This window comes from Brevundimonas phoenicis, assembly GCF_047237745.1.
GTDB lineage: Bacteria > Pseudomonadota > Alphaproteobacteria > Caulobacterales > Caulobacteraceae > Brevundimonas.
Genome location: NZ_JBDFLN010000001.1, coordinates 2830382 through 2854035, shown reverse-complemented (window position 1 = coordinate 2854035; position 23654 = coordinate 2830382). Strand labels below are relative to the sequence as shown.

23 protein-coding genes and 1 tRNA gene are annotated in these 23654 nt (G+C 64.6%); 4 read left to right on the top strand and 20 right to left on the bottom strand.

Annotated elements, in window-relative coordinates; translation table 11 throughout:
- Window positions 1–34: 34 nt before the first annotated feature.
- From ABC419_RS14310 to ABC419_RS14300, 3 genes are all read right to left on the bottom strand, one after another.
- Window positions 35–928, bottom strand: a complete 894-nt coding sequence (locus ABC419_RS14310) for an ROK family protein (protein WP_412877020.1) — start codon at window positions 926–928, stop codon at window positions 35–37.
- A gap of 296 nt (window positions 929–1224) precedes the next feature.
- On the bottom strand, window positions 1225–1722 hold the full coding sequence (locus tag ABC419_RS14305; protein ID WP_412877021.1) for a free L-methionine (R)-S-oxide reductase MsrC: 498 nt from the start codon (window positions 1720–1722) through the stop codon (window positions 1225–1227).
- Window positions 1723–1742: 20 nt separating this feature from the next.
- Window positions 1743–2498, bottom strand: coding sequence for a hypothetical protein (locus tag ABC419_RS14300; protein ID WP_412877022.1), 756 nt, complete (start codon window positions 2496–2498; stop codon window positions 1743–1745).
- 72 nt (window positions 2499–2570) lie between these two features.
- Here ABC419_RS14300 and ABC419_RS14295 point away from each other — a divergent pair, with 72 nt between their 5' ends.
- The 3 genes from ABC419_RS14295 to ABC419_RS14285 all read left to right on the top strand — a co-directional run bounded on the left by ABC419_RS14295 (window position 2571) and on the right by ABC419_RS14285 (window position 5135).
- Window positions 2571–2813: a hypothetical protein gene (locus tag ABC419_RS14295; protein WP_412877023.1), complete on the top strand. Its 243-nt coding sequence runs from the start codon at window positions 2571–2573 to the stop codon at window positions 2811–2813.
- A gap of 64 nt (window positions 2814–2877) precedes the next feature.
- A complete protein-coding gene (locus ABC419_RS14290; protein ID WP_412877024.1) occupies window positions 2878–3282 on the top strand; it encodes a hypothetical protein in 405 nt (134 codons plus the stop codon).
- A gap of 683 nt (window positions 3283–3965) precedes the next feature.
- Window positions 3966–5135 (top strand): hypothetical protein, encoded by a 1170-nt coding sequence (locus tag ABC419_RS14285; protein WP_412877025.1) that lies wholly within the window; start codon window positions 3966–3968, stop codon window positions 5133–5135.
- A 149-nt stretch (window positions 5136–5284) separates the two neighbouring features.
- Here the strand turns inward: ABC419_RS14285 and ABC419_RS14280 are convergent, their stop codons facing one another.
- From ABC419_RS14280 to ABC419_RS14270, 3 genes are all read right to left on the bottom strand, one after another.
- Window positions 5285–6658 (bottom strand): transposase, encoded by a 1374-nt coding sequence (locus tag ABC419_RS14280; RefSeq protein WP_412876289.1) that lies wholly within the window; start codon window positions 6656–6658, stop codon window positions 5285–5287.
- A 290-nt stretch (window positions 6659–6948) separates the two neighbouring features.
- Window positions 6949–8544: an AAA family ATPase gene (locus tag ABC419_RS14275; RefSeq protein ID WP_412877026.1), complete on the bottom strand. Its 1596-nt coding sequence runs from the start codon at window positions 8542–8544 to the stop codon at window positions 6949–6951.
- A gap of 101 nt (window positions 8545–8645) precedes the next feature.
- Window positions 8646–8732, bottom strand: a tRNA-Leu gene (locus tag ABC419_RS14270).
- A 579-nt stretch (window positions 8733–9311) separates the two neighbouring features.
- Between ABC419_RS14270 and ABC419_RS14265 the strand changes: the two genes are divergently transcribed.
- Window positions 9312–9611: a hypothetical protein gene (locus ABC419_RS14265; RefSeq protein ID WP_412877027.1), complete on the top strand. Its 300-nt coding sequence runs from the start codon at window positions 9312–9314 to the stop codon at window positions 9609–9611.
- 77 nt (window positions 9612–9688) lie between these two features.
- Here ABC419_RS14265 and ABC419_RS14260 read toward each other — a convergent pair whose 3' ends face one another.
- The 14 genes from ABC419_RS14260 to ABC419_RS14195 form a co-directional block, all read right to left on the bottom strand.
- Complete coding sequence (locus ABC419_RS14260; protein ID WP_412877028.1) at window positions 9689–9997, bottom strand: hypothetical protein; 309 nt, start codon at window positions 9995–9997, stop codon at window positions 9689–9691.
- Window positions 9994–10431: a hypothetical protein gene (locus ABC419_RS14255; protein WP_412877029.1), complete on the bottom strand. Its 438-nt coding sequence runs from the start codon at window positions 10429–10431 to the stop codon at window positions 9994–9996. The genes ABC419_RS14260 and ABC419_RS14255 overlap by 4 nt, the downstream gene beginning before the upstream one ends.
- Complete coding sequence (locus ABC419_RS14250; RefSeq protein ID WP_412877030.1) at window positions 10431–10910, bottom strand: M15 family metallopeptidase; 480 nt, start codon at window positions 10908–10910, stop codon at window positions 10431–10433. Before ABC419_RS14250 ends, ABC419_RS14255 begins: the two co-directional genes overlap by 1 nt.
- 108 nt (window positions 10911–11018) lie before the next feature.
- A complete protein-coding gene (locus ABC419_RS14245; RefSeq protein WP_412877031.1) occupies window positions 11019–11492 on the bottom strand; it encodes a hypothetical protein in 474 nt (157 codons plus the stop codon).
- The gene (locus ABC419_RS14240) at window positions 11489–11968 is read right to left on the bottom strand and encodes a hypothetical protein (RefSeq protein WP_412877032.1); all 480 of its coding nucleotides are present in this window, start codon (window positions 11966–11968) and stop codon (window positions 11489–11491) included. The genes ABC419_RS14245 and ABC419_RS14240 overlap by 4 nt, the downstream gene beginning before the upstream one ends.
- Before the next feature lie 107 nt (window positions 11969–12075).
- A complete protein-coding gene (locus ABC419_RS14235) occupies window positions 12076–14772 on the bottom strand; it encodes an SGNH/GDSL hydrolase family protein (protein WP_412877033.1) in 2697 nt (898 codons plus the stop codon).
- Between the two features lie 77 nt (window positions 14773–14849).
- Window positions 14850–17090: a phage tail protein gene (locus tag ABC419_RS14230; RefSeq protein WP_412877034.1), complete on the bottom strand. Its 2241-nt coding sequence runs from the start codon at window positions 17088–17090 to the stop codon at window positions 14850–14852.
- Entirely contained in the window at window positions 17075–17530 is a 456-nt protein-coding gene (locus ABC419_RS14225; protein ID WP_412877035.1) for a DUF6950 family protein, read from the bottom strand. Before ABC419_RS14225 ends, ABC419_RS14230 begins: the two co-directional genes overlap by 16 nt.
- Window positions 17512–18102, bottom strand: coding sequence for a hypothetical protein (locus ABC419_RS14220; RefSeq protein ID WP_412877036.1), 591 nt, complete (start codon window positions 18100–18102; stop codon window positions 17512–17514). Before ABC419_RS14220 ends, ABC419_RS14225 begins: the two co-directional genes overlap by 19 nt.
- Before the next feature lie 8 nt (window positions 18103–18110).
- On the bottom strand, window positions 18111–18815 hold the full coding sequence (locus ABC419_RS14215) for a hypothetical protein (protein ID WP_412877037.1): 705 nt from the start codon (window positions 18813–18815) through the stop codon (window positions 18111–18113).
- A 7-nt stretch (window positions 18816–18822) separates the two neighbouring features.
- A complete protein-coding gene (locus ABC419_RS14210) occupies window positions 18823–21585 on the bottom strand; it encodes a phage tail length tape measure family protein (protein WP_412877038.1) in 2763 nt (920 codons plus the stop codon).
- Window positions 21582–21773 (bottom strand): hypothetical protein, encoded by a 192-nt coding sequence (locus tag ABC419_RS14205; protein ID WP_412877039.1) that lies wholly within the window; start codon window positions 21771–21773, stop codon window positions 21582–21584. The genes ABC419_RS14210 and ABC419_RS14205 overlap by 4 nt, the downstream gene beginning before the upstream one ends.
- Window positions 21770–22315: a hypothetical protein gene (locus ABC419_RS14200; RefSeq protein ID WP_412877040.1), complete on the bottom strand. Its 546-nt coding sequence runs from the start codon at window positions 22313–22315 to the stop codon at window positions 21770–21772. Before ABC419_RS14200 ends, ABC419_RS14205 begins: the two co-directional genes overlap by 4 nt.
- A complete protein-coding gene (locus ABC419_RS14195; protein WP_412877041.1) occupies window positions 22315–23637 on the bottom strand; it encodes a phage tail tube protein in 1323 nt (440 codons plus the stop codon). Before ABC419_RS14195 ends, ABC419_RS14200 begins: the two co-directional genes overlap by 1 nt.
- Window positions 23638–23654 lie beyond the last annotated feature (17 nt).

Sequence of the window (23654 nt, the reverse complement as noted above, 5' to 3'; positions counted from 1 at the left end):
CCATAGCGGCGCGCGTCGCGGGATCAATCGGCGATCAGGCGTCCCACAGCCGCGCGGCGCCGCGCACGCCCGAGGAATCGCCCCACTTCGCCGGGACGATCCGTCCGTCCCAGTGGTCGGAGAAGGCGTGGCGCGCCACGATGTCAGGCAGGCGGTCGTAGAGCTCGCCCACGTTCGACATGCCGCCGCCCAGCACGAAGACCTCCGGGTCGGCCAGATTGACGACCATGGCCAGACCGCGCCCCAGCCGGTCGATATAGCGGTCGAGGGCGGCGACAGCCTGCGCATCGCCTGCGCGGGCGGCGTCGACGATGGCCTGCGCCTTCCAAGTCCGCCCGGTTGTCGCGTGATGGTCGCGCTGGAAGCCCGTGCCGGAAATCCATGTCTCCAGACAGCCGTTCAGGCCGCACCAGCAGGCGGGGCCGGGCGCTTCGTCCGCCGAGGGCCAGGGCAGGGAGATGTGGCCGATCTCGGCGGCGACGGCGTGCGCGCCCTCGACCAACTGGCCGTCGATGACCAGTCCGCCGCCGCAGCCGGTGCCGAGGATGACGCCGAACAGGCTGGCGGCGCCTGCGCCTGCGCCATCGGCGGCCTCGGACAGGGCCAGGCAGTTGGCGTCGTTGGCTAGCCGCACCGGGCGGCCCAGCGCGGCCTGCAGATCGTCGCCGAAACGGCGCCCGTTCAGATAGGTGGAGTTGGCGTTGCGGATCAGGCCGGTGCGCGGCGAGGGCGAGCCGGGAATGGCCAGACCGACCGATTGCGCCGGGCCGACCTCAGCCTCGACCCGCGCGATCAGGTCGGCGACGAGGTTGAGGGCGGCGTCATAGGTTCCGGGGTTGGGTTCGCGGATTCGCGCGGCGAAGGCGCCAGACGCATCCAGCGCCGCCGCCTCGATCTTGGTGCCGCCGAAGTCGATTCCAATCCGCATAGGGCGGGAGGTAGCACGGGCGGGGGCAGGCGTCGTGTGCGGACCCCTCTCATGACCCGATGCGCGTAGGCCGACCTAATTCGACCTAGTCCGACCTAATCCGCCGTCATCCTCGGGCTTGACCCGAGGATCCAGCCGTCCGCGCCCTGAGCCTCAACCATGAGAGGCGCGACAGCGGCGCATCTTAGTCAACTGGCCGCTCGCGCCACACTGGATCCTCGGGTCAAGCCCGAGGATGACGGCAGGGGGGGCGGTGAGCGAGGCGGCGGAGGGACGGGAGGGGCCAGAAGGCGTCCTCACCCCGCGCCGAACACCTTGCTCATCAGCCGTTCCAGCGCCGCCGCGTCCACGGCGTCGAAGGCGGCCGTCTCGGTCGCATCCACGTCCAGCACGGCGATCAACCGGCCCGCTGCGTCCAGCACCGGAACCACGATCTCGCTGGCCGAGCGGCTGTCGCAGGCGATGTGGCCGGGGAAGGCGTGGACGTCCTCGACCACCTGGGTCTGGCGGGTCTTGGCCGCCGCGCCGCAGACGCCGCGCCCGAACGGGATGCGCAGGCAGCCCAGCGTGCCCTGATACGGGCCGACGACCAGTTCGTCGCCCTTGGCCGCGTCCACGACGTAGAAGCCGGTCCAGAAGAAGACGGGGAAGGCGTCCGCCAGCATCGACGCCACCGTCGCCATGCGCGCCGTCAGGTTCGGCTCGCCGTCCAGCACGGCCAGGATCTCGGCCTCGACCTCGGCGTAGCGTTCGGCCTTGTCAGCGGGGCGGTCGTCACGGGCGACGTAGGACATCAGGCAAGGCTCAACGCAGTCTAGGGAACGGTATAGTCGCCGCAGTCAGGCAACGGCGCGTCGGCAACATAGGCCTTCGCCGCCGGATCGAAAGTGAAGACGCGGCGCACGCTGCATTCGGCGTCGACGGCCTTGACCAGATCCTTCGGCTTCAGCGGCGGCTTGGCGAGCGAGTCCTCATTGCGCGACACCCGGCCGGGGAAGGTGGTCGCGGTCGAGGCATAGGTCAGGCGCGGCGGAAAGGCGTCGCCCTCGGCCTTCAGCTCGGCGGCGAACTCATATTCGTCATGACAGGCCCCGGCGCGCTGCTTCATGTCCTCTTCGCCGAAGCAGGCGCGGATCATCAGCGACCCGGACAGGGGGACCGTCAGGATCTCCTGCGGCGCCGCGCCCGGCGTGAACCGCACCAGCGTCCGATAGGACGACATGCCCCCGCCCCCCGAATACATGGCCTGCAGCTCCATGTCGGCGCCGAGGATGACGTCGTCGCTTTCGGCGCGACGCAGGATGGCGCCCGGTCTCCAGAAGCCTTCGGAGAGTTCGCTTTCAATGCTGTGGGACGCCACGGGCGCCCGGCCGCTGGGCGGGCCGTCATAGAGGCGCAGCACCTGACGCTCCTGGGTCTCGTCCGTCTCGATCAGGGCGCACCAGCGGCGATCGACGGTGCAGGCGGGGATGGCCTCGCCCTGAGCGGCGGCCGGAATCGGCTCCAGCGTCTCGAAGTCGGGCGTCTGGACGATGGCGGCCAGGATGGCGCTGAGCAGAGGGGGGGTCATGAAACGGAACTCGGCGTCGAATGATCCCGGCGATGGTAAACCAGACCGCCGGTTGATGGCGAGCGATCGCCGATGATCAATCAAAACATGCGCGGCTATGAGTGCTTTTGGGGTTCAGCAGCTGAGCTAGCCGGCTTGATGCGCGATATCCGCAATCTATTCAGTAACTCGCCTAAAATCTTCGTCGTCTCTGACGGCAATTGCGACGTGGACCGTGCCAGTGGTCCGGTCCAATCACCGACGACGTACACAGCCTTTATCGGTCACGGCGTCTTGATCCTGACGGATATCATCAGACTTGAATCTCAAGCCTGATAGTGGTGTTTACGATTGAATATCGTTGGTATATTAATTTTCACGCAACTGTGGAGGGGGTGTGATGTTTTTGGCAACGCTGTTAGCTGTAGCGATCGCGCAAGATATGCAGGTCGAGATCCCATTTGATCAAAACGACTATATTGACCCAAGTGCGCCGCCATTTTCGGATCAGGCTGTCTACCTAGACGATCCGCTGTCGCCGGGCGTGGAGGATCCTATTATTGTCGCCTTTGCAGTTCGACCTGGTACGAGATACACGTCAACAAATGCAAGCGGAGGTAGTGTTACGTTCACGTTGACCGCACCTGCGCGAGTGACCGTATCAATCCCACTTATGAGTCGGCAGACGGCGGTTTTGGGTACGGGAACATCCTTTAGGGGTGTCGATCGGAACCGTAACGGTATTCCAGATCTCCTTGAAGGCAGGGAGATTGTTATCAGTCCCTTGCAAGGCCAGGGCAATTGAAGAAAATTAATATCATAAGTCGGCGGCCTTCAATCGCTTCTGCGTCGTTTTTGGCTGGAGCAATTTCAATTTTATTGAGCGTTCTTCTATATGTTGTTGTCCGGCATTTTTTCTATGAATATTGGTTTTCTTTTTTCATTCTTGGAAATATTTATTTGCTTTCTTGTTTATCATATATTTCTATTGTTTTGATGTTTGTTGGCGTTTTTCTTGTTTCTTGTGCGGGTTTTATTAGATTTCTTCATAGGTAATTCTCAAATTGTATTTGAGAATATTTGATTTTGATCTGATTTTTCGATTGTCGAGACCACCTAAGAGTGGCTCAATCGATGCCTAAAAATCCGCGCGATTTTTCTTACCACCACTTGGCCGACCACCTAACGGTGCCTCAATCGCATCCTGCACCTTTGTGCGAGGCTAGGCCTTCCGCCAGCTTTGGGGCATTGTGGCCGTCGGCTGGTGAACGGCAGTGCGATCGCGCGCTGGAGACCCAGGCCCTCTTCGTGAGAGGATAGAACGACCGATCGGCCCGGCAACCTCGGTAGCCTTGGACCGCTCTGGATTGGGCTCAGTGGTCACATCGAGCCGCGACTTCGCACTGCGCTCCGCCGGAAAAGCATGTCATCCACAGGCCATATGGTGGCGTCAACGCGGCGTTTACGCCCGAATAGGCTCGTCGTCACATGACTAACGATCACCCAGACGCCCCCTCCGTTTCCCTAGCCGCGCACCGTGGGGTGCCCGACTTCGGGCAGCTCGACACCTATGGAAAAGCTGCGCGGTCAATCCTCGAGGTTCTCGCCTTGGCATCTGCCTGCGCAGGGGTTCTTCTAGTCCTCGTGCTGAATCAGTACCTCGCGGCGTTCGGTCAGCCCGCGCTAGCCTCGGTCAGCGAGGTGATCGGTTTCGTTTCAGCGATGTTCCCTTTCTTCCTGAAATACGTAGGGGTGCTCGCCTTGCTGGCGGGAATCCCGGCTGCGATCCGTTGGGTCATTAGCTTACCGTGCTTCGGCGAGCATCCATTCGGGAACGCCTACGGGTGGTTGCCGAAAAACGCTTCCGTCGGTCAAAAGGGTGGTCTTCGCGCTTATGGGTTCGCCCATCTCCCCAGCTTAGCCATCGCGGGTCTTGTGGCCATCTGGTTGCTTGTCGAGATCGAAGATGAGATCGCCGAAGTACTCATTTTTACGGTCTTCTTCGCGCTCATTGCCGTTATCAGCGCGAATGATCTGGTTCGCAAACCGCTTGCATCGCCCAAGGAGGCCGGGAAGCGTTTCGGCGCTAATTTCGTCACCGCTCTTTTTATCAATTTCGGGATGCTCTGGTGGATGGTGCTCCTCGCCCAGCTCGCCTTGCACGCAGCGCCGGAGTTCGGACACGGGTTGCTCACATTCGCCCTGGCCGGCGGACTTCTCGTCGGGCATGTCGCGATGAGCGCAGCGCCACGTCGCCTATCCTGGGCGCTTGGGTTGGTAACTGCTGCCGCGACAATCTACCTTGCCGGTGCCATCCCGATCACGGCTGCCGCGCTCAGGGAGGCAAATCTAGGCGGTGGAAGACCCACGATCTACCGGGCCAGCGAAGGTGGCGCGCCCGTAGTCGCCTGCGAGATCTTGTCGATCGGCGACGCTCGCATTCTCTGGTTGCCTGACAAAGTCGGGGAGTTGCCGCCCTCGTCAGCTACGCCAAAAAAGAAAGCCAATGAAAAGGCTGACGAAACCAAGGCACCGTGTGACTGGGCTGTATTTCGCGAGCGAGCACGGGACGGTGCCGAATGGGCGTCGGACGGCGACCCGGCCGCTGCCGATGCCGTACGCGTCTTCAGCCGTGAAGCGCTCTACGACAAACCCTAGAGAGAAGCAGTCTACCAGCTTCATGCCGGGTTTCTGCGGTGCGCTATCGTGCCATAGCACTTCAGTGATGCCGGAGGTGCGCCGATTTCGTTGAAAAAGGCGGCTGTTAAGATCGCCGCCAGTAATGGGCGCGACGGCTTGGTGCCGCTTCAGGCGACCGCCGGAGCTGCTGGCGGGATCAGTTTGGCGAGTTTGCGCAGGTTCTGGGCGGTGGCGGCGAGGAGGAACTCGTCTTTGGCGCCGTTGGGGCCTCTCAGGCGCAGTCGGTCCAGCTTCAGAATGCGCTTGAGGTGGGCGAACAGCATCTCGACCTTCTTCCGTTCGCGCCGGGAGACGACGTAGGCGTCGGTCTTGGCGATGTCGCGGGCGAAGTCCCGGGCGCCTTCGTGGATGGAGCGCGTGACCTTGCGCATCGGCGTGTTGGGGCAGCAGCGGGGCTTGAAGGCGCAGGCCCGGCAGTCGGCCGTACTGGCGCGATAGCGCAGGGTGTCGTCAGGCGGCGCCTGGGTCCGGGGCGTCGAGAAGACGCGCCGACCGTGGACCAGCGTCTTGCCCGCCGGGCAGCGGTAGAGATCCTGGGCGTGGTCATAGGCGAAGTCGCTGCGCGAGAAGGTTCCGTCGATCCGCTCCGACTTGTCGATGACGGGGATGTGGGGCTCGATGCCCTGGTCGTGGACCAGCCAGTCCAGCATCTCGGCCGAGCCGTAGGCGGTGTCCGCCGCCAGCCGGGCCGGCCACAGATCATGATGCTCGCGCGCCCGCTCGATCATGGTGCGGGCCGCCGTCACCTCGGCCTGGCGCACCGCCGTGGACGGCTCGACATCGACGATGATCGCGTGGTCCAGGTCGATCAGGTAGTTGGTCGCATAGGCGAAGAAGGCCAGGCCCTTGTTGGCGCCGGTCCAGCGCGAGGCCGGGTCGGCCGGCGAGATGAACCTGGGCGTCACCGGGGTCGCGCCGCCGAAGGCCGCATCATCCAGCACGGCCAGGTACTCGTCGATGGCGCGGCTGGCGGCCTCGGGCGGCAGACCTTCGTCGCCGGGCACGCAGCGCTGGCGATTGGCGTCGGCCTTGATCAGGCTGGCGTCGACCGCGAAACCCTCGCCGCCGACCAGGCCCTCGGCGATGCAGCGGCGCAGCACCGTCTCGAACAACTCGCGCAGCAGATCACTGTCGCGGAAACGACCGTGGCGGTTCTTCGAAAAGGTCGAGTGGTCCGGCACGTCGCCGTCCAGGCCCAGCCGACAGAACCAGCGATAAGCCAGGTTCAGGTGAACTTCCTCACACAGGCGCCGCTCCGAGCGGATGCCGAAACAATAGCCGACTAGCAGCATCCGGATCAGCAACTCCGGGTCGATCGAGGGGCGACCGATGGCGCTGTAGAACGGAGCCAGATGCGTCCGCAGGCCGTCCAGTTCCACAAAGCGATCGATCGCGCGCAGCATGTGATCCGCCGGCACATGCCGCTCCAACGAGAACGCGTAGAACAGGGCCGACTGATCGACCCGCCGCTCGCCCATCATCGCTGCACCTCCGGTCTCAACGACCAGAGTGAATCAGCGCAGCGCCCTCATGCCAATTGCCCGGGACGCCTTTTTCAACGAAATCCGCCAAAGGCGGACATCGGTTCGGCTCCCAAGAGTTGACGCACCGAGATACGCGACGCCAGCGTCGGAAATTCGAAAAAATGCATGGAAGAAGCTAGCAATCTCACCCAACTCGCGAGCAGGGTCGGTCGTAGTCTTCATGGAAGAAACCGCGAGTATATTATTTTTTCTCTTAAACTCGATAAATGATAACAGAAAGGGTCGCTCTATTCTGTAAAGATATCACGTTTCAAATCTTCGTAGACTGACATGCCTGGCTCGATGAGTGGCGCGAGTATATTTTGCGCAAACGCGTGCCGGTTATTGCCCACTTGAGTGAGGCTTAGTATTTTCTTCACGCTCGTGTAAATATCACCAGCGGCAGATTTAACGTCATCGCTGGGGTTGCCTCTGACATCAACACTGTTGGTGACCGCTATCGCTTTGGCGGCCAAAACTGACGAAATGCTTTGGGCCTTATTCAGGCTTACGCACAGCGCCTCTAGGACCTCGTCATCATACAAATAAGATTCGATGTGCCGGCGACCCAACACCGTGATCCCAGCGCGCTGAAATTCTTCGACATCCGGCTGAGCATGATCATCTAGATCGATGACGCGCCGCACCTTCATGCCAGCCGCTACTTTGGGCAAGGCTGTTGCTAGCGCCAAAAAGTCGCCCGACACCTGATTGGAGCTTCCAGCTGAAATAAATGTCACGTCTGGTTTTTCGTTAGCAAAAATCGTCGAGTACACCCGGGCGTCGTGTTCGACATTCTTTCCTCCCACGGCCCCCGCCGGATTGCCCTCGCAGATCACTACTTCACTAGGCGCAATCAAGCTGGCCAAGTCATCGAGTGCAACCTGTAGGACACTAGTCCAAAACTCCTTAGTGGGGGGCGTCGGCTCGATAATGGTGGGATTATCAAAATCTCTTCCGCCAAAATCGAGAAAGGCCACCGCGCCAGGGTCTTGCTCGAAAATCTGGCGAGCCTTGCGCATCATTCCGATTGAATGTGACGCGATCCAAAGCTGCGATTCATTAGGCACAAGATCGTAAAGCTCCTGGAGCAGATTTGCCTGCACCTTCGTATTCATGTGAGCCTCGGGCTCGTCAATGCAGTAAATGGCGTCTGAAAAGTCCTTGCGTTTAATTGCTAAGTCCAAAATCAGGTCAAACGCCGCTTTCTCACCAGCAGATAGATTTTTGTACTCGAAAGCTTTAGTCGCCCCCTTGTTGAAAAAGAAAGTGCCCTCGCTGAGAGGGTTTCCTACTCCCGCGAGCTCCAAATCAGGGAAAACTCTTTGAAGAGGATCTCTGACAGATCCAATGAGCTTGTCGCGGTATTCTTGCATGGTTGTGGAATTGTCCTCATTGACAAAGACATCTTCCATTGCCTGAGAAGCTAGTCTCGCATAATTGTTTGACACAGTAGCGTCTGTGTTAATTAGCTTATCAAGAGTTACGGTATCAAGTACCGCACCCTGTCGCTTAAGCGAATTAGTCGAGAACTCCGGATCATTCCTATGAGCGCTTCGCACATACAGAGAACCTCTGCGGAATTGGCTAGCGCCGTGTAGCGAAATGGTCACGCCAGATCCCGGATCTGACTGAACTGCACTTCTGTTGTAATATTTGTAGTCGCCACTCCATCCGAACCCGACCTGCGATTTATACTTCATCAGCAATGCATCAAACAGCGAAGACTTTCCTGATCCATTAGGACCTGCCAATACAACCAGCTTGACCGTAGCTGGGATGCAGCGGATGGTTAGGTCGGCAAATCGGCGGAAGTCTTTCACGGCCAGAGCGTTAATGCGCACACGGTATCTCCAAACAGCTTAGCGTTCCAATAGCCGTGTTCGGCAAGCGCGCGAAAGTCCTTAGGCCCAAAAAATCGGTTCGGGATTGCGCTCAAATGTGACGGAAGCGGTGGGATTCGAACCCACGGACGAGTTGCCCTGTCGCTGGGTTTTAAGACCAGTGCCTTAAAGCACTCGGCCACACTTCCTCGCCGGCTCAGCGCTGCCGCTTACGACAGGCTTATGGGGCGGTTTCAGCCCCCAAAACCGACCGACCCGCTTACAGCGCGATCCGGCTGTAAATAGACTCCTCTTTCGGGAAGCCCTCATCTTCAAGGTCGCAGCCTACAACAGCTTTCATGACCTGCGCCTTTGGACCGCTCACCTTCTTCGATCTGGCGAGCAGGCATTTTAGACTGTTTGATCGGAGGTGGCAGCGAGACCTTCTTCATGCTCACCGGATTAAGACATCAGCGTTCGGCACCTGATCAACGCTCGGCGCGGAAGCGGACATCGCCAAGGACTTCGTTGAGTCAGTTGCGGACAAGTCAGGCAAGCGATGGCCTGACGTTTTGAGCCTGAGCCACTCTTAAGTGGTTTTGAGCCAGTTTTAAGTGGTCTCGACATCGATTGGTAGGCCCGGAGGGAGTGCGGTTCCGAGCGGCATCAACCACTTAGGCTGTCAAACCGGTTTTTCGGAAAGCCCGCGACCGCTGGGTTGCACGACCCAGTGTCAAACCTATGCGCCGCCCAATGTTCTTGTCCTGTTCACAATGCGATAAGGCGGCATGGCCAGCCGCTACACAGACGACACAACCGTTGACGACTTGATGTCGGGAGATCGGCTGTCGTGCCTATGCGAGTGCGGCAACCAGACTTGGCTGGCCTGGCGCACCTATGCCCTGAAGGTTCAGTTCACGCCGCTTCGCGACCTCCGCCGAAAGATGGTCTGCAAACGCTGCGGCGCACGGTCCCCGACGCTGGTGATAGAAGGGATGCGAGGGCAGGGATCGGCGCTGTTCGTCGAATGGACCTATCCGCCAGGCGCGGATCTCTACGCGCTGAAACGAAAAAGCCCCCCGGCCTGAGCCAAGGGGCTTGGATGGCGGAGCCTGTCGGCTCGACGCTTATTTTGCACTTTCTGCAAACAACTTATCGGGGTGATCTAGCCCGGCCGGAGCGGTGCGGCTGGAGGGCCGCGACACTCTTCCAACGCCGCCGTCTTTACCCCGTCCCGCGCGATCCGTTGGAGCCGGCCGGCCACCAGCAGGACGGTGCGGGCGAAGATGTCCGGGGCCAGGGCGATGGCCTCGGGCGTATCCACATAGGCGGGCTCAGGTCCGATGTCGGGGTCGCAAGGGATGGCCACCGGCACCTTCACCTCGACGATCTGAACTACGGGCTCGGGCGTGACCTTCGGCGTGGAGCCGCAGCTGGCCAGCAGCAGGGCGGCGACGATCAGGACGCGGTTCATCGGACTTGCTCCAGGATAAGCCGGTCGGCCGCCTCACAGCGGGTCTCGCCGGGCCGGGGTTGTTCCAGCAGCAGCTGCTGGGCGCGTTGCTGGGCTACCGTGGCGCGGGCCTGGGCCGCATCGACAGCCGCCTGCGCCCTCACGGCCGCCGCGTCGCTGGCGGCCTTCAGATCATCGACGGCCTTATTCTGGGTCGCCAAGGCCGCCTGCGCGCCGGCCAGGTTGGCTTGGCTCATGGTCAATCGATCCTTGTACCCGACGCCCGCAGCATGGATCTGATCGTACAGGCCGTCAGCTCGCTGTTCCTCGCGGATACGATCGCGGTTCGACACGCCCCAGCCATAGGCGGTGAAGACGGCAAGAGGGATGAAGATCAGGCATCCGACGGCCGAGATCACGGCCAGCCGAGACGGCAGAAGCGATGACAACCCCATCACGCCACCTCGAAATGCGGGCTGTCGGTTTCGCCACGCTCGCGGGGATTGCCGTCCTGATCCCAGTCCGCGCCCCAGCGGATCTTGACGCCCAGTTCCTTGGCGGCGGCGAACATGGCGTCCGCGATGGCGTCGAACTTCGCCGCGTCGTTCCAATCGACGGGGAAGGGGCACAGATCGACGGCATGGCCGAATCCGTCCGCCATGATGCGATGGTTCGACCCCAGCGGGTTGTTCAACCAGGTCACCTTGGCGAGGCCTGGCTTGGCGTACTTCTCGGGCACGCCAGCGGCGCGACACTGGGCGGCGGTGCGGCCCTTGCCCCAGTATTCCCACATCGTCTCTTTCGAGCGGACGCCTTCCAGGACCATGAAATCCTGTTTGGTCCTTTCGATCGCGCCTTGGACCACACGGGCCAGCTGGGGGTGAACGCCCTTCAGGCGCGCAAGGGATTGCGCGCCCAAGCGGTACTTGGTCATTCTGGTCTCCAACAAACTGAGGCGTGCGAACGGCGCTCGCACGCGCGCTGATCGGTCTGGCGTCATCGCCCGAGCCGAAGGCCGCACCCGGCGGCGGATAAACAGGCGTTAGTCGGCGGCCCGATCGAGGGGCGGGACCGGTTCGATACGGATCAGCCGGTCGTAATCCGGCGCGGGTTCGGAAAAGCCGGTGACCACCTTCTCCAGGGATCGCTCGACGACCGGCGGCACAGTATCCGCCACCGCTTCCTTCATGTCCTGGACATCGGCCGCGCGCGTCTCGGCCCGCCGCACCTGCAAGACCTCCCGGCCATCGTGGACGAACATGCTGATCAGCATGGCGGTCGAGGTCAGGGCGGCGAAGACGAAGAACCAGGCGACGGCGTCCGGCACATGCGCGCCTCCGACGATTTCGAAGATGACGAACACCGTCACCAGGGACACGGCGTCCATCAATCGCCGCACGACCCAGTTGCTGGCGTAGGAACTTCGCACGCGGGGCGAGACGATCTCGGCACGCGCAAAGACGGTCAGACCGACGATGCCGGCGGTGATGACGGTGACGATATCGACTGGGGTCATGGGTTGGCCCTCGTGCCGCCCAACCAGCGCAGGGCCAGGTCGCGAAGGGTGGCGGGGTTAGACAGCAGTTTGACGGCCCCGAACAGGCCCGGCGCGAACCGCCACGCCCCCATGCCGATCCCGAAGCCGATGGCTCGCAGGTCGGATGGGTTGATGTCGGGCGCCAGGCGCAAGGCGATAGGCGCGGCCCAGAAGCGGGCGACCAGCGCCCCCACCACGACGGCGAACACGCCCTCGATCACGGCCCGGACGATCTCCCGCGAGGTTGCCGGTTCGGACCCCAGCGACACGACGCCGACGTGCACCAGGGCGGAGACGATGCCCCCGGCCGCGCCGGCTAGGAAGATCCAGTCGGGATCGATCCGGTCCGCCCCGATCACGCCGGCATAGGCCGCCGCGCTCAGGATCAGGTTCAGCAGCGCGCCGATCCCGAACACGGTGAAGGGTTCCGCCACCCAGCGGATGAAACGAGCCATGGAGGTCTCCGATAGTCAGGCCGTGGTGAACCAGCCGTTGGGCGGCCGGATGAGCCGGGTGGACCAGCCAAGGACTTCTAAGGCCCGCGAGGCCCGGAGAGGCCACATTAGTCTGCCAGAACGGCAGCCAGTCCGTCGATCGACAAGAAGTTGCTCGCGGCCGTCGATGTTTCGAGAAGGCTGATCTCGCCGTTGGGGTGCCACTGGGCCCAGACCTGTCCCACGACGCCGCCGGCAGACAGAGTCATACAGGACCGGCGCACGACGCTGGATGGACGGAGGCCACGCGGCGTCACACAGACAACAGCGCCTGCCGCTGATCCCCCCGCCTGGACCCCGCCGCTGAGCCGCGCGTGCCGCGGTCCGCCCGGCTGGCCCAGCACAGAGATGCGTCCACCTTCGGAATGATGGACCCACCCATTTCGGAAACTGCGTCCGGGCAACAACTCTTGCGTCAGGGTGACGTCGATCTCTTTTTGACGGGTGGCCAGCAGGGCGCGCGCCCAGGCATGCCCCAACAGGGCATAACCCAGGGTGCCCGCGTGCGCGCCGTCCCGTTTGCGGTCTTCAGTTGGCCCAGGTGTTCCGTGATAAGCGCCCAGGATCGGCCCTTCCACCACCTGTTCATCGACGTATTGAACGGCCAACTCCCCGCACAACCGACGCAGGGATGCGCGGTATTCCGCTCCGCGCCCCTCGTTTGAAACCTGCGTGCCCCAGCCGTCGGCTGCGCCGGGTCCGTAGGCCAAGCCCGGCCCGACCCAGATGGGCTCTGCGCCCCCCGCCCTGATCTGATCGATGATGGCTTCAGCGTCGGTCAGTACATCAGCCACGGGCGTCAGATACTGATAGTCGTTGGTGCCGCTGACGACGAAGACATGGGTCGCGCCACCGACGCCTTCCGATGTGAGGCGCGCCCTGACTTGATCCGTGCGAGATCCGCCGACGGCGAAGTTTTCAAGGCTGTCGGGCCGAAGTCCGGCATAGCCATCGATCGCGTCGAGCAAGGTCAGCGAACTGTCGCCCAGAAAAGGGGAGGCGTGGCTGTCGCCGAACAGCCTGATCCGTACTGCCGCCAAACCGACGTGCTCGCGCCTACGTGTCCGTGACCAGTGCGCCGCCCCGACGGTCAGAGACACATTGCCGAAGAAGCCGAACCCTGCATCCAGCACAAAGCCCATGGAGGCGGGCAGCGTGATCGGCCCCACGACATCCACCCCATTCAGGGCGATTGTGAACTCGTGAGCGGAAATCATGCGAAGCCGCAGCTCGGCCCATCCCGACTTCCACGCGAACTGCGTCAGGCCACCAGGCCAGGTCAGGCCGTATTTCGGATATCCAGAAGGCGAGCCGCCCGCTGCGTCCGTCATCGACAGGGTGCCGGTCGTGTCCGACCCCACATCGAACGACACATAGCCCGTCGATGTCCGCAGGATGATCGCGCGCTTGTAGTCGGGCGACGCGCTGTAACCCAGCCATGCGGTCAGCTCATCGCCGCCCCTGACCGGCGTCAGTCCGACATGCCACAGGCTGTCGTTGGCCACCGTCCAAACCAGCGATACGCCGTCCGAACTGACCGCAGCCGTCCCGTCAGCCGACCAGGCCGTCCCGCCGTTCGGGATCGTCAGGCGTTCCAGATCGTGGGCGTCGATAGCCTCGACCTTGAACCGGTCAGGACCGGTCTGGAGGTAGATGCGTTTTTCGCTGGGACGCCTTTGGGCGGTCGGGGAGATGGTCTGGCCGTAGATGACTGTCCCGCCACTCCCGTCGGGGTTCCTCACCTCGATCGGCAGAGGAGCGCCCGTGACCGCCAGAGGCTGACTGATGTTCCAGCCGCCGATGACCGACGCCCCGTCCTCGACGAACAAGGGCGCACCGCCCATGTCGAACTCGGCGTCTTCAGCAAGCTGCCAAGTCCGCGCGCTCAGGACGCCAGACGCGCCGCTGTCCAGCAGATAATCTCTCCAGCGGAACAGCGCGGGCGCATCGTCGGTCGAGCCCAGGGCGCCGAACTGTTCGGGTCGCGCCTCGCGCTCGACAATGCGAAACCGCGCCCCGGCCGCATCAATGACATCCCAGTTCCGCGTCGATCCGTCCGTGATCCGCCGCAGCAAGGCCGCGCCGCCGTCGCCCGTATGAATCCAGCCCGTTGTCCGCACGGCCAACAGTTCGGCCGGTACGGTCATGGCGGGGATGGCGGTCGTCGGGCCGATCTGATCGACCGGCTGGCCCGGATCGCCGGGCGGGCCTTGGGTGATCCCGGCCACCGCTTGTCGAACGCGGCGCGGCGACATGGCGGAGGCGGCGGACAGGCCCGCAAGGGCTTCCGCCTCTGTCGCCTCCCTGACCGTCAGGGTCACGTCGCCCAGGCCGATCTGACCGCCGCCCGTCGCCAGGCCCGCCCCATCAACCCTGCGGGTCTGAACCTGGATCAGATCGGAGGCGGTCGTCTCAGCGAGCGCACTCAGTTCGGCCGCAAAGGAGGTCGGCAGCATCACGCCGGTATTGGCCCATGATCCTGTGCCCGACGCCCCGACCTTGCGATACAGGCCGTTGTTCGCCCCGGTGTCGCCATAGACCAGGGCGAGCGCATCGGCAGGGGCCGCGAGGTCGCCGTTCAGAGCCACCACAGTGGGCTTCACGACGGAAACCGCCCCGGTCAGCCCGATATCGGACAGGATGGCGGACAACTGCGACCACAGGGCGCGAACACGCGCCTTCTCCGGATCGTTCGGAACGGCCGTTCCGGGCGCGACGGCGTCACGATAAACCTCGCGCGCCGACGCCATAAGGCTGTCGCTCATGAGTAGGCTCCAGTTTTCAAGAGAGAGATCCGCCGAAGGGCCGGACCAGAAAAGACAGAAGACCGGCGCTCCGCCGATCAGCTCACCACGACCGGCCCAGCAGGACCGACGTGAGCGGACGGGACATCGTCGGCGTTATAGGCCGTGACCCAGACGTAATAGCTGCCGGCGGCGCGGCTAAGATCGACGGATTGCGGCGTATAAACCCCGCCGACCGGCCGTTCCGGCGTCGCGGTCGCTCCGGTCAGGCTGGCCGTCACATTGGTCCGGACGATGCAATAGGCGACGGGTTGCGACGGGTCGCGATAGTCCACCCGCAACACCCCGGCCGAAGGGCTGGAGACGATCAGGTTGGAGGGCGCAGAGACGACCTCAGGATCAGGCTCGGGTTCGGCGGAAACATCCGCTTCCAAAGTCCAGTCGGAACGATAGACGCCTGACCAGGCCGAGATGCTGGCTTCCAGATCGCCGGCCTGGACGAAGCCGCTCTCGACCTGAAGCCCGCCCGATACGGCCGTCGGCGGCTGGGGAGAACCTTCGGTCCAGGACACGGCGCCCGCCGCCCGCCAACGAATGGCGAACGACAGACCCGGTCGCCCCGGATCTTCGATCACGAACCGCAGGCGAACGCCGTTCGCATCCCCGATCGAAACCGTCACCGGCGTAATCGACACGACCTCCGGCATCGGGATCTGGATCGACGGTGCCCGCTCCGTCAGGGACGGTCCCAGCCCTTCCTCGGTCACCGGGTTCCAGACGTCGATATTCGGGTCGGCCTTGACGATGTTCAGCGGCACCCGCCCGCCCCTAAGGTCGATCGACGCGCCCAGCAGTTCGAAATCGACCGACCGCATGCTGGTCGGCCCCCGCTTGCGCTCCAGCCGCCCATAGCGCCGGCGGATGTGGTTCAGGCCGTCCAGGTCCGCCGCCAGATCGCCATGACGGTCGGCGAAGACGCGCGGCGTCATCCGCTTCATCAGGCGGCGCGCCTGACCATGGCTCTGGACCCACCCCAGATCGATAGGCAGGGGCTTCTCGTCCCCGACCTCCGCGATCAGGTCCTCGTCGCGCCAGTCGTCGGCGGGCTGGGGCGAATAGCCGTGTGCGCGACTGGTGAAGGTCGCCTTGATGATGTTGTAGACGTCCTTGTCCGGCGCGCCCCGGTTCCAACTGGCCTCGACCAGGTTGCGATCCGTCAGGACGACGTCGGCCGGCGGCGGTTCGTATTTGCCGCCCTTGATGATCAGGGCGCCGTCGCCGCCCTCGGCCATCCAGCCGTCGTAACAGATCAGATATTGCGCCCGGACGTCGGCGTCCTCGGTGCCGATCTCCCACCAGCCGTGCTGTTCGTATCGCGCCTCGTCGCCGCCGGCCGCCAGCGCCACCCTCTCGTCGCAGAGATCCGCGACGGCGGTGCGCTCGGCCAGTCGCGGCGCGTGATCTCCATACCAGTCCTCCAGACAGATAGGCGGTGGCGGCGCCGCGCTGCCCACCCCCTTGCCTTGAACCCAGCCGACGCCGTCGCGCCCGATGCGTGGCAGATGGCGCAGGCACCATTCCCAATGGACGTGATTGACGTGGGCGTTGGCGCTCCACTTCCAGGTCGCAGGGTCCATCAGATCCTGATCGGCATCGCGCCAGTCATAGACCCTGCACAACCGCACCGTCGCGGACAAGGCGGGAGGGCCGTTCGGATAGACGTCCAGGACGTATTTGGCGTCGATCGCCTTGCAAACCAAGGCCATCCGCGCCACGCCCTCGCCGACATGACTGTCGTCATAGAGGTCCGACAGACCCGCCGCTGCGAACATGGCGACCAGCTCTTCGAAGGCGCCGTCGTCGCCCGGCTGACCTGTCTTGGCCAGGATGCGAATCTCCTGATCGCCATAGGCGCCGTTCAGACGTTGCACCCAGCCGTCGCCATCGACCGTGACTGCATCGTCGTTGAGCCAGAACTGTTCGAAAGCGTCGATGGGCTGGTCCAGCACATTGATGATCTCGACGTTCCACCCCGGCAGGGATTCCCACAGGGCGCGCGGCCCCGACAGACGCGACCGGCCTGTCCCTATGCGACGTTTCGGCGTCGTCTGATTGACCGGCATCTTGCCCTGTTCCGCATTCGGAACCTTGGGCGACACCAGGGACGACAGGCCCACGGCGGCCCCGACATAGACCAGGGCGAAGGTGGCGGCGTAGGCGACGTTTGCGATGGTCGCGGCCGTCGTGATCGAGACGCCGGTCGCGGTCGCGGCCTGAAAGGCCGCCATGGCGACCCACTCCGCCGCCTTGGCGGCGATCCAGCTTATCGGGTCCGCCATGCCGTCCTCCACGCCTGGACCGGCGACGCACGCCCCAGCCACAATCCGTCCTGTGTGACGACGGCCCAGTCGCCGCCCCCGATGCAGATCGCCCCCACCAGGCCCGACAGGCGAGGCCCGACCCCGCGCGTCGCCATGGGCAGCAATCCGACATCTCCGGCCCGTGGTGTCGTCACGGCCGACAGACCCGCCGTATCGGCCCCGCCTTGCCAAAGGGCCTGCAATCCGCCCGCGCGCCCTGCCAGCCGCGCCGCACCTAGGGCGGTGCGATACCGCCCGCGCCAGTCGGCCGCCGGATCATCGTGACCGCAGGCGACGACCCAGTCCGCCGGCCACAGCGTGCAGTCATGCCGGCCCCAGGCGCGCGGCGTATCGACCGCCCGATCCAGCCAGGCGGCGAGAGCGACAACCTTGCCCTGGGTCACGCGATCGGCGGCCACGGCCGGGTGGCGTCCGCGCTCAGCCTTCCGACCAGGGACATGCTGTTGTCGCCGGGATGAAGCCGGTTCTGTTCGGCATGGGTCCACAGGGCGGGCTGACCCACACGGCGACTAGTCCGACTGGACCCCAGCGTCAGCGACACCGACATGGACAGCGCCTCGGCGTCCATCGACTCGCTGCTGACCGCGATCTCCCGCGTCCCGACCATATCGACGCGCCAACGCCGGAACCATTCGACCGGCGTGCGCTTCCAGCGCGGGCCGTAGAACATGACCCCCAGGTTGGCGCGAACGCCGCGCACGCCGCCCGCCTGATCGACCAGGGCGACCGTGCGGTCATCGACGCCGGACAGGGTGAAGGTCGTGCTTTCGGCCGCGCCGTTCAGCAGCACCTCCAGGGCGGGCAGGTTCTGCATCCAGCCGCAGCCCAGATAGCGACCGCCCTCGGGATCGACAGCGTCGGGGGGCAGGGTGAACCCGCCGATGCCGGACCAGGCCCGTGCGACCGGAACGGCGTTGATGCGAAGAAAGACGGCGGCCCTGACCCGGCGCCGCGCGACAGTCGCGTTCATGACGTCGGTCATAGATAGTCGAAGCTCTCGACGAAGCCGATCGACACGTCCGACCGGAAGGGCGGGCGGATGACAGGCCATACCTCTTGCGGTGAACTGGCCAGGCGCATGGTCACGCGCGGCGTCTCGAAGTTCGCTTCAGCGCCGGCCTTCAGATCGGTCCGCAAGGGCACGCCGAAGACGACCTCTCGGACCTGACCGGTCGTTTCCGCATCCAGGTCCTCGATACAATAGGCGCGGTAGCTGGCCTCGGGATGGTTGAACGACCAGTATTCACCGCCCAGCAAGGGTCGCCCGGCCGTGCGACGGATCTTCAGGACGGTGTCGCCCTCCATCGCGTCCTCGGCCAGTTCGAAATGAATGCGGCCGGATTGAAAGGCGGCTCCGTCTGAAAAGCGTGCGCCGTCGTTGAACCGCGACACAGCCGGACCCAGGGACGGGTCGTCCATCGGACGCTGGGGATTGTCGATGATCGGCATGACGATCTCGCCGCCGCTCGCCGCATGCATCAGCAGGGCGCGAAGGGTCCGGTGTTGATCCGGCTTCGACACGCGGATGTCGCCCAGCTTGCCCATCCACCAGCCCCCAGCTGACCAGTCCACGGTCTGCCCCGGACCGGCCAGGGCCGATCCCCCGCCGATCAGGGTGCCCGCAGGCCACAGCTGGAAGGTGCCGGGCGCCAGAAGCGCCAGGGGGAAAAGCCTCGCCGTCATGCCGCCCTCAGTTCTTGTAGGCGCGGGCGTCGGCCACGGCCGTCGGCGCGGCTTTCGCGCCGGTTTCCACGGACTGGGCGTAGGTCGTCGCCATGCCCTGCTGCACGACACGGCCCGATATCCGCACCACTTCGGGCTCGAACGCGTCGCCCTTGCGCGCCACGACCTCGACCACCACCCGCTGCGCCTGTCCCGCGCCGCCGGACGCGCGTCGCATCAGGTCCATCGACCGCGCATTTTCAGTGATCCGCGACCCGCGCGGCAGGTCCAGCAGTTCCGGCCCGCGCTCTCCAACCCAAGTCGGACCGCCGGTCCAGAAGTCCGTGCCTTCGGCGTTGCGGCCGAACAGGAAGTTGAACCCCTTGCTCAGCCAGCCCCCCGATCCGCCGCCCGACCCGCCCTTCAGCATCGCCGACCAGTCCATGTCGAACAGGCCATCGACCAGCTTGTCCAGCAGGCGGTCCGCCGCGCGGTCGAACTGCGACGACAAGGCGTCGCGGATGCCGCCCGAGCGGATATCCCCGATCAGGCCGCGAACCCCCTCGCGCATCCCGCCCAGGGTCTGGGCGCGCAACAGCTGGCCATATTCGGCGACGGCCTGGTCGCGCCCCTCGCCATAGTTCAGCTTCTTGTCGCTTTCGATCTGACGCGCCTGACGGTCGATCCAATCAGCCCTGTCCAACCCGCGCAGCGCGCCGCGATTGCCCGAGGCAGAAGCGAGCGTCATCTTCCATTCCCGCTCGCGGACCGCTGCGTTGCGTTCAGCGGCGGTGGCCCGCGCCTGGTCGATTACGGCCTGATCGGACATCGCCAAGGCCGTTGCCGAGACGAGATCCTTTTCCTGTTTGCGGTAGGCCAGAATGCGCGCCTCGACCTCGACTTCCCGTTCCTTGCGGGTGACGAAGCGCGTCAGTCCGTCGATCCGGCTCGCCTCCAGTTCGACGCCGTCGATAATCTGGCGCGTCTCCCGCTCCCGGATTTCCCCGCGGGCCTCGATCAGGCGCTGCTGCTCTTCCATCGCCTTGGTGCGCGCCGCTTCAGCGGCCGTACCGTCATCAATCAACTGGCGTTCACGCGTGCGAGCGGCGTTCGCATCTTCGATCCGCTGAACCTCTGGATAGTCCTGACGCGCGCGCGCGACCTCCAGGTCGATGGTGCTGACGCGGTCCTCTTCGCGGCGGCTCTGCTGAAGCGCTTCCTTGCGCTCCCGCTCCGCCTCGCGAGCGGCGCGATCTGCGTCAGCCGCAGCACGCCGCGCATCGGCTTCCGCCTTCCGGGCCGCAGACTCCCTTGCGCCGCGCCCGCTCTCGACCCGACGACGCTCTTGCTCCGCCTGCTGACGTTGCGCCGCCTCGGCCTGGGTGATCCGCTCGCGATTGCGCGCCGCCATAGCCTCGGCTTCGCCCTGCTCGACCGCACCGCGCAAGTCGAACCCCCCGAAAAGAGAACGCGAGTTGCTTTTCGGCAGACCGGCGGCGAGACCTTGGAGCCGCGCCAGCTTTTCTTCGTCAGTTTGATACAGGCCCTCACCGAGGCGCGTGAAGAAGTCCGACACGGAGCGTCCGGCCGCATCCCAAGCGCTTTCGATGCCGCCGACCTTGTCGGCATGGCCAGCGGTCGCGCGCGTCAGTTCCTCCAATAGAATCTTGCGGGCGCCCATCATGTCGCCCTGCTTGATCATGTTCTCGATGTCACGAAGCTGCGCCTGGTCCAGCAGGCCATACTGCAAGGTCATGTCCCGACCGGCGTTCAGCGGGTCGATCATGGCTTTCGCCAACGACTTCGTCGCCTCAGCCGCATCGACGCCCGTGAACGCAGCATAGTCTTTTGTGATGGCGATCAGCTTGCCGATCTCCTCGCCGCCCACCTGACCCGTGGCCAGATATTGCGCCGCCATGTCTCGCGCCGCCTTGATCGACACCTCGCCGTTTTCGGCGGCGGCGACGGTCAGCGTTCGCAGTTCTGTAGCCGACAGACCCGCCGTGCGACCGACGCCCGTCGCCGCCCGCTCATAGGCCAACGCGCCGTTCTCGCCATCCTTCCACGCTGCCGCCAGCAGGACGACGCCTGCGGCCAGAGCAGTCAACCCGGCGCCTGCGGCGACGGCGCTTGCGGACACCTTCAGTCCACTGGTCGCCAACGCGTCCAGGATTTGCGGTCCCTGCTGGATCGCGATCATCGCCGGATTCATGCCCATGGCGGCCGTGACGAACACGTCCGACGCCTGACGCGTCAGGTTCAGGCGCGACGCCAGCGCCAGGCGCGTCAGGCCCTTCTCATTGCGGGCGATGGCGGCCGTCGTCTCGTCGAACCGGACCCGCGCCTGACCTTGCAGCTGCGCCAGTTCACCGGTCGTGATCTTCCCGGCGTTGGCGAGGGTCTGATATTCCTTCAGCTCATGGTTCAGTTTGTTGTTTGCCGCCGTCAGCGGGTCGATGGCCGCACGCAAGGCTTCAACGCGGCGCACGTCCGTGTCGTCCTGCATGAACACGCTGGCGGACGCCGCCGCCGATCCTCGCGTCGGTTCCTGCACGCCCAGCATGGCGTTGAACCGCGCCTGCGCCGCCTGCGCCTGGGCCGAGTCCTGCGCGGCCTGCGCCATGGCGCGATACCGCTTCTCCAGCTTCTCGGCCGCCGTCGTCGCCTGCATGGCGCCCTGTTCGGCGGCGGCGTAGGTTTCCTTGAAACCCTGCGCCACCTCCTGCTGGTCGCGGCGCAGTTCGGTCTTGCCCTCGGCCTTCAGGCGATAGGCGATCTGGCGCGTCGTCATTCGTCGCTCTCCTTACGCAAGCCCTTCAGGACCGCGCCCTCAATCTCAGGCAGGCAGGCGGACAACAGATCGGCCGTGGCGGCGTCCATCGACGTCAGCTGGGCGAAGGCGATCCAGGCGGGATAATCCAGCCCGACCACCCCGTTCATCCCGACCCTCAGCTGGCCTGCGCAGCTTTCGACGATCAACCAGACCCTTTGCCCCGCTTCGGTGCGCGGGTCATTTTCGCGGTAGGGGCACTCTGCGCAGTCGCCGCAGGCCTCGCAGAAGGCGGGGCCGCCGTCGAAGTGCCAGTCTGCGAGCGCCCTGATCCTTTTTTTTCGGCGGCGGCCCGCATGATCGTCTCGACATAGGTCCGGTCGATTTCGTCATAGATGGCCGGGTTCTGCCGCAGCAGAGCCGTCACATACTCGGCCGTCACCGGGGCGTTGCCCTCGGGCGCCGGATTGGCCTCGCGCCACGCCGTCAGAGCCTCCGCCGGCCCGTTCAGAATGTCGTCAGGCGGGACCGGCGCAGGCGACCCCACGCCCTCCCATTCCAACAGCCCCCAGACCACGCAGCCGACGACGAAGGCGAACTGCGGATCGTTGCGATCATCCGCCTCCATCGCGGTGCGCGCGAACCGTCGGGCGAACACCATCGCCTCCGAAGGCCCATGCCGAAACCGGCACCTCAAACCATCGGCGACATCGACCCACTCCGGCGCGGGCGTCTGAACCAGCTGCACCATCAGACAGCCTCGGGCACGACGTATTCGGCGACGTCGTTGTCCAGGACAAAGGTGACCAGCCGCCCCGTCACGGGGTCCTGCGCACCCTGCCAGTTGTAGTCCGCCTGGACCGCGCCCGGCCCGGTGATCGGACGTTTGGCCTTCGGCAGATAGACGGCGTGGGCGATATGGCGCAGGGCGAAGGTCGAGCCGGGGATGGCCCAGCTGAACGCCAGTTCGCAGGCCTCGCCGTTCTCGGCCTGGGTCTGCATTTCGGTCGAGTCGTAACGGATGCCCACCGAGCCGGTGACGCCCGCCATCCCCTCATCCACGCCGCCGATCCGACCGTCGCCGCGACCGACCGTCGGGACCGGGTCAGCGCCGTTCGAATAGTTGAACTGCCCGCTGACCAACGACGGCCCGAAGGGCATGCCGTTGCGGCGCGCCGTGCCCGAGAAGGCCGAGAACTTGCGCATGACCAGGACGGTCGGCGCACCCTCGATCGTTTCGGCCGCGACCGGCGTCTCGCCCTGGGCGATCGTGCCGATCGTGGCGTTCAGGTTGCCGCTACGCTGAAGCGGGACGCCATAGGTGTTGGCCTTCAGACCGTAGTTGGCGGCGAAGCTGGGCACCTCCGGCATGCCGACCTCGGCCGTCGCGGACGGCGTGGTCAGAGACGACGCATCCACCTTCCAGGTGTGGCGATAACCGCCCGTCGCAGCGCCGCCTGTCAGGGTCGCCCCGGACGCGGTCACCGCCACGGCGCTCGCCGCCAGGGTGAAGCTGTTGCCGCCCGTGCCCACGGCGTCGTGCAGCACGTGGATCTTGTTCGTCTCGGGATCGCCCCAATAGGTGGCGGCGGCGACGCCGGCGACGCCGCTGGCGTTCAGGGCGCGAACGGCGTTCGTAATCGTCGCCTTCAGGTTCGGGCCGATCTTTATCTGATTGGCGGTCGGGGTGGCGCTGACGAAGGTGAAATCCTGACCCGCGATGGTGACGGTCGAGTTGTTCGCCGGCTGGGCCGAGAACGTCAGCGCGCCGGTCGCCGCGACACCCGCCACCGTGGTCGGCGCGCCGAGCAGCAGCGTATACCAAAGCCCGATGTTGCGGGCGCACAGCGGCACGACGACGTCGCCGGCGTTGTTGACCGCGTCGCGGCCGGGTTGCTGCGGCATGCGGCCGAAGCCCAGCACATCGCTTTCGACCAAGCCTTGTTCGTCGCCCAGATTGGCGCTGACGAACGGAACCTGGAACCAGCTGAGGACGGACAGCAGCGCCCCATAGGACGCCTCCATACCCAGCAGAAAGCGCGCATTGGCGCCGCGAGCGCGACCACCAGCCATATCAGTTCTCCATGAAA

Coding starts and splice junctions, on each gene's coding strand:
- ABC419_RS14310 (WP_412877020.1), bottom strand. CDS start 928: ATGCGGATTGGAATCGACTTCGGCGGCACCAAGATCGAGGCGGCGGCG.
- ABC419_RS14255 (WP_412877029.1), bottom strand. CDS start 10,431: ATGGGGTTGTCATCGCTTCTGCCGTCTCGGCTGGCCGTGATCTCGGCC.
- ABC419_RS14260 (WP_412877028.1), bottom strand. CDS start 9,997: ATGAACCGCGTCCTGATCGTCGCCGCCCTGCTGCTGGCCAGCTGCGGC.
- ABC419_RS14235 (WP_412877033.1), bottom strand. CDS start 14,772: ATGAGCGACAGCCTTATGGCGTCGGCGCGCGAGGTTTATCGTGACGCC.
- ABC419_RS14200 (WP_412877040.1), bottom strand. CDS start 22,315: ATGGTGCAGCTGGTTCAGACGCCCGCGCCGGAGTGGGTCGATGTCGCC.
- ABC419_RS14220 (WP_412877036.1), bottom strand. CDS start 18,102: ATGAACGCGACTGTCGCGCGGCGCCGGGTCAGGGCCGCCGTCTTTCTT.
- ABC419_RS14295 (WP_412877023.1), top strand. CDS start 2,571: ATGATCAATCAAAACATGCGCGGCTATGAGTGCTTTTGGGGTTCAGCA.
- ABC419_RS14195 (WP_412877041.1), bottom strand. CDS start 23,637: ATGGCTGGTGGTCGCGCTCGCGGCGCCAATGCGCGCTTTCTGCTGGGT.
- ABC419_RS14285 (WP_412877025.1), top strand. CDS start 3,966: ATGACTAACGATCACCCAGACGCCCCCTCCGTTTCCCTAGCCGCGCAC.
- ABC419_RS14240 (WP_412877032.1), bottom strand. CDS start 11,968: ATGGCTCGTTTCATCCGCTGGGTGGCGGAACCCTTCACCGTGTTCGGG.
- ABC419_RS14245 (WP_412877031.1), bottom strand. CDS start 11,492: ATGACCCCAGTCGATATCGTCACCGTCATCACCGCCGGCATCGTCGGT.
- ABC419_RS14250 (WP_412877030.1), bottom strand. CDS start 10,910: ATGACCAAGTACCGCTTGGGCGCGCAATCCCTTGCGCGCCTGAAGGGC.
- ABC419_RS14265 (WP_412877027.1), top strand. CDS start 9,312: ATGGCCAGCCGCTACACAGACGACACAACCGTTGACGACTTGATGTCG.
- ABC419_RS14305 (WP_412877021.1), bottom strand. CDS start 1,722: ATGTCCTACGTCGCCCGTGACGACCGCCCCGCTGACAAGGCCGAACGC.
- ABC419_RS14280 (WP_412876289.1), bottom strand. CDS start 6,658: ATGATGGGCGAGCGGCGGGTCGATCAGTCGGCCCTGTTCTACGCGTTC.
- ABC419_RS14290 (WP_412877024.1), top strand. CDS start 2,878: ATGTTTTTGGCAACGCTGTTAGCTGTAGCGATCGCGCAAGATATGCAG.
- ABC419_RS14215 (WP_412877037.1), bottom strand. CDS start 18,815: ATGACGGCGAGGCTTTTCCCCCTGGCGCTTCTGGCGCCCGGCACCTTC.
- ABC419_RS14230 (WP_412877034.1), bottom strand. CDS start 17,090: ATGGCGGACCCGATAAGCTGGATCGCCGCCAAGGCGGCGGAGTGGGTC.
- ABC419_RS14300 (WP_412877022.1), bottom strand. CDS start 2,498: ATGACCCCCCCTCTGCTCAGCGCCATCCTGGCCGCCATCGTCCAGACG.
- ABC419_RS14210 (WP_412877038.1), bottom strand. CDS start 21,585: ATGACGACGCGCCAGATCGCCTATCGCCTGAAGGCCGAGGGCAAGACC.